Origin of the sequence: Ereboglobus luteus, assembly GCF_003096195.1 — a bacterium.
Taxonomy (GTDB): Bacteria; Verrucomicrobiota; Verrucomicrobiia; order Opitutales; family Opitutaceae; genus Ereboglobus; species Ereboglobus luteus.
Map to the genome: position 1 here is coordinate 2,617,639 of NZ_CP023004.1, position 12,834 is coordinate 2,630,472.

General features: G+C 61.7%; 7 protein-coding genes. All 7 read right to left on the reverse strand.

From position 1 onward, the window contains the following. Nucleotides 1-84: 84 nt before the first annotated feature. On the reverse strand, nt 85-1,185 hold the full coding sequence (locus CKA38_RS09605) for a glycoside hydrolase family protein (RefSeq protein WP_108825276.1): 1,101 nt from the start codon (nt 1,183-1,185) through the stop codon (nt 85-87). 102 nt (nt 1,186-1,287) lie between these two features. Next, complete coding sequence (locus CKA38_RS09610; protein ID WP_108825277.1) at nt 1,288-4,017, reverse strand: glycerophosphoryl diester phosphodiesterase; 2,730 nt, start codon at nt 4,015-4,017, stop codon at nt 1,288-1,290. 336 nt (nt 4,018-4,353) lie between these two features. After that, the gene (locus CKA38_RS09615; protein ID WP_161554832.1) at nt 4,354-5,829 is read right to left on the reverse strand and encodes a sulfatase family protein; all 1,476 of its coding nucleotides are present in this window, start codon (nt 5,827-5,829) and stop codon (nt 4,354-4,356) included. A 32-nt stretch (nt 5,830-5,861) separates the two neighbouring features. Beyond that, nucleotides 5,862-8,783, reverse strand: a complete 2,922-nt coding sequence (locus CKA38_RS09620; protein ID WP_108825279.1) for a glycosyl hydrolase — start codon at nt 8,781-8,783, stop codon at nt 5,862-5,864. Nucleotides 8,784-8,789: 6 nt separating this feature from the next. After that, nucleotides 8,790-8,981: a hypothetical protein gene (locus CKA38_RS15405; protein ID WP_152032776.1), complete on the reverse strand. Its 192-nt coding sequence runs from the start codon at nt 8,979-8,981 to the stop codon at nt 8,790-8,792. Beyond that, on the reverse strand, nt 8,978-11,512 hold the full coding sequence (locus CKA38_RS09625; protein ID WP_108825280.1) for a family 78 glycoside hydrolase catalytic domain: 2,535 nt from the start codon (nt 11,510-11,512) through the stop codon (nt 8,978-8,980). Before CKA38_RS09625 ends, CKA38_RS15405 begins: the two co-directional genes overlap by 4 nt. A gap of 117 nt (nt 11,513-11,629) precedes the next feature. Then, nucleotides 11,630-12,829 carry a sialidase family protein gene (locus CKA38_RS09630; protein WP_108825281.1) on the reverse strand — a complete coding sequence of 400 codons (1,200 nt, stop codon included), beginning with the start codon at nt 12,827-12,829 and terminating at the stop codon, nt 11,630-11,632. Between the last annotated feature and the right edge of the window lie 5 nt (nt 12,830-12,834).

Consider the following 12,834-nt stretch of genomic DNA (forward strand, 5'->3'; position numbering starts at 1 on the left):
GGTTAGCGGCGAGGCTTGCGCCTCGTCCGGCGGCGGGGACGCCGCCGCTCCTTGCGCATGCGTCGGTTTGTTCACTTGGTTGTTTCATTTTGGCGGGGGACGGTGGAGCGGGATGGCTACGTTAAATGTTTCGCCGCCTCCGGGTTGCTTGTCGATTGACGCGGCGCAGAAGAGCACCGCGGGTTCGCCGTGATGAAGCCAGACTTGGGGGCGCTCAAGCGCATGCAGCGAAACGCGAACCCCGGCGGTTGTGGTGTATTCGGTTTTGCTGACGAGCGTGTTTTGGGCGGGATTCCACTCAATGCCGTCCGCTGACTCCATGAGGGCGAGCGAGCGGCCCGCGCCGGTGAAGAAACCTTTCATGTCCTTCACGACTGCCATGTATTTGTTTTCCTGAAGCCAGATGCACGGATCCTCGGCGGGAAAATCGACGTCGGTTTTGGTGAAGACGGGCGCGTCAATTTTAGTGAAGGGACCGGCGGGATCGCGGCTCGTGGCGACGACATGGGTGACGGGGCCGCCGAAGGGCAGGGCGCGCTGTTTGGCGACGGCCTTGTAGATCATGAGAAAGCTGCCGTCGGGCCGGCGTGTGACCGAGGGATTGGCGCAGCACAACGCATCGTGGAAACCGTCAGTCGTGTCGATGAGCGGCTTGTCGAACCTGCGCCACGGACCGTCCGGCGAGTCGGCAACGGCAACGCCGATGCGCTGGTTGTTGCGATGAGTAAAATTGAGCCCCTTGGTGGGACGGCGGTCCCCGCGGTTTCCCATGTAGTAAAGATAATATCGCCCGCCGGACTCCATGACCGCGGGATTGTGCGTGCAGTGGCCGTCCCAGAAATCAGGGCCACGCGGAGGCAGGGCGACATCGACAGGGAGATAGGGACCGAACGGATCGTCGGCAACCGCATGCGCGACTTCGCTGTGAGTGACCCATGCGAAGAATCCTTCCGATGCGCGCCAGCGCGAGTAGTAAAGGTGGCAGCGGCCATCGCGACCGCGCACCATCGTTCCGCACCAGACATGATAACCGGGCTCGCGAAAAATGGCGCGCTCCGGGACGGGTTGAATCCAACGCGCGAGGTCGATCGCATTGGCTGGCGCCGAACCAATGGCGGGCAGTCGCGTCATGATCAGGGAAGCCGCGCCAGCGGAGGCGATGTGAATGAATTGGCGGCGATTCATGGCGCGGATACACTGAATTCAAGAACATGCGACTTGGCGCGACCAAGGCCTTGAACGACAATTTTATCCTCATGCAAATCGTCGGTCGGTTTTTTTATCTGCTCAAGTATGCGCAGGGCGGAGTTGTTCGATTTTCCACTGAGACACGAACCCAGCATTGCGGCGGCCCCCAGCCCAAACACGCAGAAGCGCGAAAAATAGCGAAGACCGATGAGGCTCATTTTGATTCGAGTGTGAGGAGCGCGAAACCGAATGCGGGAATCTCGACGGGCCATGTTTTTGCGGTGGCGGACAATGGCACGGACTGGCCCAAGGCATCACGAAGGGAAACGCTTTTCCATGCGCCGGCGAGTTTGACGGGACTCGTGACGGTGCGCGGGCTGTTGTTGAGCAGGAGAATGAAAGTTTTTGCTTTGTCGGGAGACTTGGCCGTGAGGTAGTCGATCTCGGGGCGTCCCGTTTCAACATCAAGCCATGCGAGATTGGCGGGCTCGCCGTGGATTTGCCCCGGCGCGAAACCGAAGCAGGCGTGCGGGCCGACCTTGGGCGCGATGAAACCGCGCGGAAACGAAACCGCCCCCGCCGTGCGTAGTTGAATTTCGGATACAAGGTAGTCGGTGATCCAGCCAATCTGCCACCATGCGTGGTGGGGAACGAGCCGGGGCCGCGGTTAAAATTGCTCCAATAATAGGAGGCGACCTGTGTCTTCGGATCGAGAAAGGCGTCGCGGCCGAGCGCGCTCGCACGGGCGAGGTCCTTGAACAGCGGCTCGCCGGTGATCTGCGCCATGCGCACGTAGAGGCCGGCGTAGCTGGCGAGCAGGATCGGGCCGCCGCCATTGGCGCTGCCGATGGTGCTGCCGTGCTCGAAGGCGAGGCCGGTCTGGTTGATTTGCCAGTCGGCGACGGGAACTTTGTTGGCAACCTTGGCCTCGGTCGTGGCGCGCGGGTGCGTGAAAATTTCCGTGACATACTGGCGTGCGGTTTCGATCGCGGCGTCGCGGTAGCGGGTTTCGCCGGTGAGTTCGTGAAGGTCGAGAAGCCCCTGCGCGATTTGCACGGTGGCAAAGTCGGCGGCGAAACGCGCGTCGCCGCACACGCCGACAAAACGCGCGGGCTTGACGGCATTTTCGACGAGCCAGTCGGCGCCGCGCCGGGCCGCGTCGAGGTATTTTTTGTCGCCAAGGATTTTATGGGCGACGAGGAGTCCGTAAAAAGTGGGGCGGTAGTCGGGAAGCTCGGTGAAAAGTTGTTTTTGCGTGGCGTGGTCGTAGGCGACAACCCAGCTGCCGTCGGAGCGTTGCCATGCGAGGAGTCGTTCGGCCCCGAGTCGGAGGCGTTCGCGCAGCTCGGCGTCGCCCGGTTCGAAGAGCAGGATGTTGCCGATGTCGAGCATCGTGTAGTAGGTAAGCGCGACGGGTTCGACGTAATCGCCCCATTCCTCCGTGAAGCGACTTGATTTCGCGAGGTAGTATTGGCCGAGCGCGGCGCCTTGGAAAAAGCCGGGGGCGGATTGTTGCTGGACGAGTTTGAAATTGCGGGCGTGGGGCAGGCGGTCCTTCACGAGCCGGGGATCACCGGTGATGCGCGCGAGCATCCACATGGCGCCGTAGTCCGAGTTTTTCATCGCGTCATAATCGGCGGGGTTCGACTTGTCGCGATTGGCCCCGACAACGCCGCCGTTGTATGCCTGCGCGCCGATGGTTTTGTTTTCAAACTGCTCGGTGTGCCAGAGCGAGGTGGTGTCGTCGGTGACGTATTTGTGGAGCGAATGGAGCCGCTGGCTGAGCGAGCGGACGGGTTGCTTGAGCGCGAGAAAATCCCTGAGCGCATAGATGTTTTCCGTGGCGTGCTTGACCGCGGCAAACCAGTCGCCGCGCCGGAGCGAGTAGCGGAAGGAGAGCGCGAGGGTTTCGCCGGCTTCGAGCCTGGAGCCCTCGCCGCCGAGGAGCGGACGGTAGAGTGTCGGGGAGAGCTTGCTGTCGCGCGTCATGTGCGAGAGGCCGAGCCGCCAGCGCTCGCGCGCGATTCTTTTGTCCGAGGACGGATCGACAAGACCGGGCTCGGCAATGACGGCGAGGGTGACGCCGGCTTTGTTTGTGATGATCGAGGCGAGCGTGGATGCGGAGCCTTCGCCGACGATCACGGGCCGGTCGGGCAGGCCGTGGCCGTAGCACATGGAGAGCACGAGGTCGGAGTTCAGTTCCGAGCCCTTGTAATAGCCGGGAACAACCGCCCATTCGAGATCGCGGGGATCGACCGTGGCGAGCGTCGGCGTGGTCATGGAAAACCAGCCGGCTTTGCGGGCGGTGAGCGTGAGCGTGACGCGGATGTCGCCGGGAAACGACGGGTCGAGGCTCCAGCGCGCGGTGATGTCGGCAACATCCGTGGAGTGGGTGAATGTGCGCGATCCGTCGGGCGCGGTGGCGAGGTCGGATGGATAAAAGGCGTGTTGTTCGCCCGCGAGGTTGAACGCGGCGGGAAGGAACGACTTCTTCCGCGTTGGCATGATGTATTTGTAGTTGGGCTCGGGAAAAACGTCGCCGGTCGCCTTGAACCGCGGCGGAACGGGATCGGCGGGCGGTTCCGTGGCGGAATAGAGGATGGTGTATTGCCCTGAGGTTGTCCCGAGCGGAATCGCCGTGGCGGATGTCGTCGCGGATGCGGGCGTGAGGGCGCTGGCTGTCGTTAGGCGCCAGCCATCCGGGGCGCGGGTCCATTCGAGCCGGGCGGTCGTGTCGGAGAGCGAGGCGGTTTCCGTCGCGGAAGCGTATTGGTGAATCGCAAGGAGTGCGAGAATGCAGGCGGTTATGATCGCGCGTGAGGTTTTCATGATATTTCAAAAGCAGTGAGGCGGAGGGGCTGCATTGATGCTGATTATCCTTTGGAGCGGAATCATGATTACATGCAAGCAGGCCGGAGGTGAAATGCGGGAAGTGGTTTACCGTTGACAAGGAGGGGCGGCGTCCCCGCCGCCCGACGCGTGCAACGCGCGCGCCCGTTTCGCATATTGGGCAACGAATAACTCAAGCGATTCGATTGCCCGCCGGTTAACGGCGAGGCTTGCGCCTCGTCCGGCGGCGGGGACGCCGCCGCTCCTTGCGCACGCGTCGGTTTGTCCACTTGGTTTGTTTTGTGGCATGACTTCGAATCGCGCCCGTTTCGTGGGTCACGGAGCGTGCGCGTCCTTGTAGTTGTTTTTCTTTCTGGTCTCCACCAGCGCGCGGGTTTGGTTGAAAATCTCCATGTTACCGGTGGCGCGCGGATCGCGGGTTTTTAATTGGTAATCGCGCATTTGCTTTTTCAGCCGGGCCTTGGTTTCGGCGTGCGCGGGCGAGGCGGCGAGGTTGGTCTGCTGCCACGGGTCGGCTTCGCAATCGTAAAGCTCCTCCCATGTCTCGCCGGGCTTGAGCGAGGTGGGCGCGCCGCGATTGGGCGGAGTGGCGGAAGGCGGGCGGATGCCGTAGTTGATGATGTATTGATAACGTTCGTCCCGAATGGCTCGGGCTGCGCTGTTGTAAGGGGGCATCTGGCCGTGCCATTCGAGCCCGGTCACGGTAAAGGAGCGGGTGGAGTCAATGCGTCCGGATTTTTCCGAGAGCAGGAGAGGCAGAATGCTGCGTCCGCTCATGCTTTCGGGGACTGGCACGCCAGCGGCCTCAAGGATGGTGGGCGCGAAGTCGGCAAAGTTGACAAAATCATCCACGCGACGGGCGGCTTTCATGCGCGCGGGCCACATGATGGCGAGTGGTTCGTGGACACCCCAATCGTAGGGCGACGCCTTGGAGAGGGGGATTGCGGTGCCGTTGTCGCCGGTGACGATGATGATGGTGTTGTCGAGTTCCCCGGATTGTTCGAGCGTGTCGAGGATGCGGCCCAAGTCGTCGTCGGCGCGGCAAAGCTCATGCCAGATGCCCGCGCGCTCACGGCGCGACTCCGGTTTGTCAGTTTGAAATCCGGGCATTTTTATATCATCCGGTTTTATGCCGTGGCGCGTTTCGAGATGTTTGTGGTTGTTCGGATCGATGGGATGATGCGGCTCGACACAGCCGACCCAAAAATAAAAAGGCGTGCCTGCGGGGCGTTTTTTCAGGAAGGCTTCAAAGTTGGCGGCGTAGTCGAAATCGCTCATGCCCGGCGATCGTTCTTCCTTCGGACGTTTGATGTTGTTGCAGGCTTTGCCCGCGGGATTGCGGTAATCGCGTTTGGAAACACCGGGCGGCGGGATGCCGGGCCCCCAGCCCTTGCCGGTGTAGCCGGTATGATAGCCGGCGTCGGCGAGCAAATCGGGCAGGAGTGGAAATTTTTTCGGCAACCACGCTTGAATAAACGCGCCCTGCTCAAGCTCCCAGAAATTGCGTCCGGTAAGAAGCGAGGCGCGCGAGGGCGCGCACGACGGCGCGGAGGTGTAACAACGCGTGAAAAGGGCGCCTTTGCGCGCCACACGATCGAAGTGCGGTGTGGGAAGATTCGACCAGCCATAGGCGGAACGCTCCAGCCAGCTTTCGTCGTCGGTGATGAAGATGACGACATTTGGTCGGGATGAAGGAGGCGGTGCGGCGGCTTGCGCGATGTCAGGCGCAACGGTGGCGATTGCGGCCAGCGTTGAAATGACGGGCAACGAGGCGCGGACGGATTTTTTCATGTTCCAGAAGACGGGTTGCGCGCGGTGCGATGTTATTCGTGAATTGGCCGCATCCATTCGATTTTCACGGGGCCCAACAGGCCGGCGGGGCGGAGCGGGGAATCCGGCGTGTAGTGTTTCCATGTGCTGAAAGTGTGGCGGGGATTTGTTTGCGCGCCAGTGGTGTCGGCGAGCCATGCGGGAAGTTCGAGCAGGCGGCCGTCGGTGAATTTGCTTCTTCCGGGTTTCTGGTAGGGATAATCGACGGGGATGCGTTCGTCGCCGATGAGCCGGTTCACCCAGCTGTTGGTGACGCGGATTTCCAGCGTGTTTTCGCCAACGCGAAGAAACCGCGTGATGTCGGCGCGAAAGGGCGGCGTCCAAAGCGTGGCGACGTCGTGGCCGTTGACGCGCAGTTCCGCGAGGTCGGCAACGCGGCCGATGTCGAGCATGGCGTTGCAGCCTTGGGGGATGGCTGCGAGCGTGAACGTCTTTGTGTAGGAGGCCGCGCCCGAGTAGTGCTTGATGGCGTCGTCGTCGTGGTCGCTCCATGAGATGAGTTTGTCGAAGGTCGCGCGCGCGGGAGCGCCGAGTTTTTTGTTCTCGAAACCAACCTGCCAGGAACCGTCGATCTCGACGGGCGTCGCGCCTTGCGCGGAGGTGTAATAACGGCCCGCGTGCATGACGAACTCGGGGATTTTTGCACGTTGCGCCGGCGCGGTGGCGGCGGGTGTTTTTTGGAAAACAACAAAGAGCGATCCGCGCGGAGCGAGTTGCAGCGGGATGGAGGTGCGACGGTCGTTCATCGCGTGATGCGCGGAAGCCACGCGCGTTCCCGCCACGGCGTCCCAGATTTCGGGCGCGCGATTTGTCACGGCAAAATGGAAATCGGAAACGACGGGCGCATCGCCCTGGTTCGAGATGAAATAAATGTGCGCGCCGCCGGCTGCGCGGCGGTGGGTGAATTTGATTTTGCCACTGCCGACGGATTCATCCCACGCGAGGTCGGGCAAGCCGCCTGTCGCGATGTTCATGGCGTGCCGGAGCGATTCGTTGCCCCAGCGAATTTCGGCGACGAGCGAGTTGAACTCGGCGAGTTGTCGCAGGTCGGAAACTCCCGCCGGCGAGACGGGCGGGTTGCCGTGGATGAGGAGCCCCGCCTTGGAGAAATCCCTCAGCTTGCGCAGGGTGGCGATGCTCGCGGCCCAAGGCATTTTTGGTGTGATGAGCAGCCGGTATGACGGCCCGTGCGGCAGCGCGAGGCGGCCGTCGCGCATGGTCATCGCGTCGAGATCATGCGGGTAGGCGATGTCAAAATCGTCGGTTTCGGGGAAGCCCGCGATTTCATTTGGGGGATACGCATAACCCATGTCCTCCGTGTGCAGATAGAGCGCGGCGGCGTGTTTCCATCCCTGTTGGAGGAGAAACTGGCTGCGCGCGATGTAGCTGGTCCACGCGGGCATCGCGGGCCACCAGGTTTGCATGCGGCCAAAGCGCGTTCCGTAGCGTCCGAGCGTGAAGCCGGGCGCGTTGTTGGAAAAGGGCTGGTGCGCGTAGGTGTGGAGGATGCAGCGGTTGACGCCCGCCGCGAAGCCGTGGTCGCCGGGGAGCTTGAGGCTGGCGAGTGTCACGGACCAGCCGTCCTCCTCGGGGCGCGCGGAAAACGCCTCCGCCGCGAGTATGTGTTTGTTGTGAACATTGACGATGGATGCGCAGAGTTTGATGCGGGGCAGGCGGTTGTCGCTGCCGTGGTGCCAAAACTCGTTCATGACAACATCCACGTAAGGCTCGATCATGGCGGGGTTGAGCGGGCCGCCCTGGGCCTCGGCGTAAACGATCAGGCCGTGCTTGTGCGCGAGGCGTTGCATGACGCCGAAATAGTTTTTCGCGAGGCTGGCGTTGATGAGCGCGCGGAAATCGCCGAGCACGCATTCAGTGAACGCAACCGACTCGATAACGCGGCCCGTGAACACGGGAAGGAGCGGCATTATGTCGTAATTGTGCGCGGCGCGAAATTGCGCGGGGAGCGTTTCGGTCCAGTTTTGGAACCCCGCCTCGAAGCTGTCGAAAAGGAGTCCGGTGAGCGTCTTGCCCGCCAGCGGTCCGGCTTCGCGGATGATACGGCCGACGCTTTTTTCGAACTGAAATGCGACGGCGTCGGGATCGAGTTTGTCGCACTCCAATCCGTGGCCCTCGGGAACGGCGGGATGATTTTTTGCGCCGGTTGACGTGAAGCCAAAACGAATCACGGCCCAGCGGCCTTTTGGCAATGTCGCGCGGCAGTTGCCATCGGCATCGGCTTGCGAGGTGATGTTGATGATGCGCTCGCGCGGAATCGCGCGCGAGTTGTCCGTGTCAACGGGAACGCGCGCCACGGCGTTTGAGGTGAGTTTAATTTTCTTCTCCCAGTCGGGGAGCCGGAAGGGTTTGGCATTGGGCGGGTCGGCCGGAACGGCGAGCACCGCGACGTCGCGATAAAAATTCTCCTTGGCGGAGGGGCGCTTGAGCGTGACCTGAACCGGCGACGCGCCATCGCTTTCAATCGTTGTTTCCGTCCAGACGAGTTTTTTCATGGATCGCTCCGGCGTTATCCACGGGCCTCCGCTGGCCGACCATCCGGGCGTGTTCATCAACGTTACCTCCATGCCAAGTTTCGCCGCGGTCTTGATTGCGAACTGAACATGCTCGTGCCATTCGTCGGAGCCGTAGCGAACCGGGCCGGCGGGCAGGTAGATGCTTGCGTCGAAAAGTTGCACGCCCGCGATGCCGGCGTCGCGCATGGCGGTGAGGTCGGCTACGATGCCGTCCTTGGTGACGTTGCCGTTGATCCAGTGCCACCACGTCAACGGGCGCGCGGAATCAGGCGGCGCGTCGTATCCGGACTCGAGAGGCGTGGCGGCGTTTAGCGCGCCGATTGAAAAAAGGAGCGCGAAAAACGGAATCGCGCGGATGAAGAGGCGGTGAGTGGTTTTCATTGCGGGTTATGTCAGGGCGCGTGCGCAAGGAGCGGCGGCGTCCCCGCCGCCGGACGCGAGCGATGCGAGCGCCATTTGCGTGTTTGGTTTTCGAGCACAAAAACTGATTCGAGTGCGCAACAGCCGGGAGGCGAGGCTTTCGCCTCGTCCGGCGGCGGGACGCCGCCGCTCCTTGCGCACGCGTTGGTTTGAGATCATGAGGGGATGGAGACGGTGTGTGTGCCGTTGGGATACTCGCGCGATGCGACGACGGCGGCGCAACCTTGCGGAACGGTGAAGGACAGGTCGATCCGGCTGCCGTTGCGTTTGCATTGGCCCTCGATTTTTCCGGCGGGCGTGGGAATGACGAAGCTGGCCTCGTCGAGCGACGAGGGGAGTCGCGGCGCGATTTCGAAGCGCTTGAACGCCGGTTCGAGGATTCGCACTCCGGCAAAACCCTCGAAGAACAAAACCAGCGGCGCTGCACCCCAAGCGTGCGAGGCGCTGTGCGCGTGGACGCGTCCCGACGGCACGGGATGAAACACTTTCCAGTATTCCCAAGTCGTGCCCAGGTCCGCGTCGACGATGGGTTGGTAGCGTTCGCGGACGAGCCGCCATGCGAGGTCGGCGCGGTTGTGGCGCAGGAGCGCGCGCATGACCAGCGGCATCGAATAGGGGCTGCTGATGACCGTCTCCGCGCGTCCGAAATGCAAAAGGATTCGGCGGTTCCGGTTCGTGTTATTCAGGTGAAGAATGGCGAGCGCGTTGGTGGGTTCGGAGATGCTTTTGCTGGCCTCGCCATTCACATAACAATCCGGATAAGCGCCGCGGGAATCGTCCCATAGATGTTTCGATATGGATGCGGCGAGCGTATCGGCGCGCGCGGTGAAGGCCGCTTGCGCGGTGGCATCGCCCAATGTTTTGGCCAGGTGCGCGGCGGCCCGGAGTGATTCGAGATAGAGCAGATTTAACGCGGTGATGATGCCGCCGCGCTCAATGTCGAGCTTGGGGCCGGCGGGATAACCGCCGAGATCAATGTATGACCAGAAGGGGACGTTTTCGAGGAGGCCGTTTTGGTTTTCGTAACGGGTGAACCAACGCAGCGCCATGATGATGTTGGGCCAGAGGTCGGCGGCGGGCGTGATGTCGCCGGTGAAGCGATGGTAGTCGTCAAACGACGTGACCCACGCGAGGCAGTAGGACGGAATCGGCGACCAGTTTTCATGGCCATCGGGATAGCGGGATTTTGTGAGACCCTCGGCGTCCTGCGAATAGGCGATCTGGTAAAGCAGGCGGCGGTGAAGCCGCGAGTCGCCGCTGAGATAATAATTATAAACGGCCTGCCAGCGACCGTCGCCCATCCATTGCTGTTGCTCGCGACTGGGCGAGTCGATGAAGCCGTCCTGCATGCAGCCTCGCAGCGCGTGCGCGCAGATGGCGTGAAGCTCCCGCTGAAAACCGTCGGGCGTGCGGACATGGCCGTATTGGTTTACCGGATACATGCGCGTGCGCAGGCTCGCGCCGTGCAGCGTGAACGCGCCGCCGGGATTGCGGATGATGAGCTGCGCGTAGCGAAAGCCTTTCCACGCAAATGCGATTTCCAAATCGTTGCGCCCCCCGGACAGAATGAAACTGTCGAGCGGGCGTTGCGCGGGCGGATTGAAGAGCGCGCAACGTCCCTCAAAGAGATCCTCGGCATACGCGATGTCGATGCGCGTGCCCGCCGGAGCCGTGGCGGAGAGTCGGAAATATCCCGGGGTGACTCGCGCAAAATCGACGGTGATAATTGTGACGCGGGCGTTTCCCGATGCGGCAACGCTGGTTTCCGCGAAGGGCGAAAATGAAAGGCGGGTTTTGATTTCGTCCAGTTCGAGGCGAGCGCGTTGCGGGAAAAATGTTTCGTCTTCGTGCGCAGTGACAACCTGCGCGGAGGAAATGCGCGCGGCGGGGATAATGTTTTCCTCAAGCATCGGAATATCGCGGGGCAGCAGGCGGATGTAGGGGATTTGCTCTCGGCCAAGAGAGCGGGCCTTGGCGGCGGGCCAGGCGGAGTCGTCGAAGCCGGGCTGCGTCCAGTTTTCGGGCTCGTTGCGCGCGTCGAAAATTTCGATGGCGCCCTGGCAACCGTTGACGCGCGGGGCGTCGGGATCAAACGACGCGGAGCGATGCACCTTCCATGAGGCGTCGGTGCGAAGCGCGCGTTTTTTCCCCGAGCCGTTTTCGATGTCGAGTTCCGCCAGCAGGCATGGGACGCGTGGCAAATACTGGCCGGTGTTGTATCCGTAATAGAGCACTTGAACGGCGATCAGATTGCGGCCCGCCTTGAGATGCGGCGCAAGGTCGAGGATGTCGAAGGCTTGAAAGCGCGGATCGCTACGCGCCGGGCCGCGGACGATGTAAGCGCCGTTCACAAAAAGGCGGTAGCGGGAATCGGCGAAAATGCGTAGCGCGGCCTTGGTTGGCGCGGCGGGCAGGTCGAAGGTCTTTCGGAAGTAGCACCACTCATTGCGCGGAGTGTCGAAATAGGCGCGATTATCGGGAAACCAAATCAGGGCGGAGCGCGATGAGAAGATGCGTCTGTAAGTCGTGCCGGGTGACGCTTGGAATAAAGGTGCCGCCGTCTGCGAAGATTCTGGCGCGCCTGCGCGCGGTTTTGAAACCTGTGTGTCCGATGCCGCATGAGCGGTCGGAATCAGTGTGGCCCCAGCTGCGTAGAGGGCGGAGTTTCGTAGAAATGTGCGGCGTTTCATGGAGTTGATGGAGATGTTCGGTGGTGATGTTTCGTCAGGGCTTTGCACCCATTTCGGCTTTTTCGCCCGGTTCGGGTTCGCGGGGTTTTTTGCCGGTGATTTCTTCGTATTGTTTTCTCATTCCAAAGCTCTCGCCGTCGAAACGCACGCCGCCGCCTTCGTCGGCGAGCTTGTTGATTTTGCGTTTGAGGAAGCTGCCTTCCGTGACGATCTTTCCGGCGCGGATATCGGCCTCGGTGAATTTTGCGAAAAGGATTTCCTGCATGTCCTTTTGATAGCGTCCGCGATCATGGACGGCGTAGATGAAGCCGTCGGGGATTGTGTCGCGTCGGGGTAGGAGACGTGGGTGCGCTCGTCGAGGACGAGTTTGTGCTGCCAGGTTTTGCCGTCGTCGTCGGACAGCATGGCGGTCATGTTTTCGCGTTTCCTTGGATGATCGTTGACGATGAGGAGCAGGCTGCCGCTTTTGAGTTTTCCGAAGTAAAAACGCGTGTTGACGTTGAAGTCTTTGGTAAAGGGTTCGATTTCGCGCCACGTCCGGCCTTTGTCGTTGGAGACGGCCCGGGCGATGCCGTATTTGGCGCGGGCGAGCATCAACAGGCTGCCATCCTTTCGCTCGGCAATCATGTGCTCGGTGAAGGGCGTGTCCTTGATTTCGACATGGCCGGTATGTTCAAAGGGTTTGTCGTAACCGGTGAATTTCCAGACGTGCGCGCCTTTGCGGGCGGGAAGAGGGGCGTCTGTTTTTTTGCTCATCGGGTCGACCATGTGAAGCCATTCGCCGTCCGAGGTGACAAACTCCTTGTTGAGCGAGTATCCGTAGCCGGCGAAAACGGGTCCGCGCCATTTCGCCTTTGGGTTGTCGGGCTCGGTGGTATGGAAACCCCAGCAGGTGCGCGGGTGAATGCCGGGCGATTGCATGACGCGATGGACGAACCACCAGAGGCGTCCGTTCGGATCAAGCCAGAGGTGCGCGTCGCCACCCGCGCCGCCGAGGAGCTGCCGTCCGGGATCAAAAACGGCGACGGGTTTTGACCATGTGAGGCCGTCGTTGCCGCTTGTTACGAGGAGTTGGTAATTGTGTCCCTTGCCCTCGCCGATTCCGCCGGAATACCATGTTGCCCAGAGGCGTCCGCCGGGCGCGCGCTCGATGCTCGGAATGCCCTGCCAGAGACGCATTCGCGGCCAGTAGGCGGGATTGGGATTAAACTCCAGTCGCGGTGGCGTGAGCGTGGTGATGCCGAAAGTTTCCCTTCCCGCGACAGGCAGGCTCGCCGAGATGGCAAGGAGGATGCAAAGAAGGGGGATGGTTTTCATGGGGA

Excerpts from the sequence above, each read along its gene's own strand:
- CKA38_RS09605 (WP_108825276.1), bottom strand. The coding sequence starts at position 1,185 with ATGAATCGCCGCCAATTCATTCACATCGCCTCCGCTGGCGCGGCTTCC.
- CKA38_RS09610 (WP_108825277.1), bottom strand. The coding sequence starts at position 4,017 with ATGAAAACCTCACGCGCGATCATAACCGCCTGCATTCTCGCACTCCTT.
- CKA38_RS09615 (WP_161554832.1), bottom strand. The coding sequence starts at position 5,829 with ATGAAAAAATCCGTCCGCGCCTCGTTGCCCGTCATTTCAACGCTGGCC.
- CKA38_RS09620 (WP_108825279.1), bottom strand. The coding sequence starts at position 8,783 with ATGAAAACCACTCACCGCCTCTTCATCCGCGCGATTCCGTTTTTCGCG.
- CKA38_RS15405 (WP_152032776.1), bottom strand. The coding sequence starts at position 8,981 with ATGATCTCAAACCAACGCGTGCGCAAGGAGCGGCGGCGTCCCGCCGCC.
- CKA38_RS09625 (WP_108825280.1), bottom strand. The coding sequence starts at position 11,512 with ATGAAACGCCGCACATTTCTACGAAACTCCGCCCTCTACGCAGCTGGG.
- CKA38_RS09630 (WP_108825281.1), bottom strand. The coding sequence starts at position 12,829 with ATGAAAACCATCCCCCTTCTTTGCATCCTCCTTGCCATCTCGGCGAGC.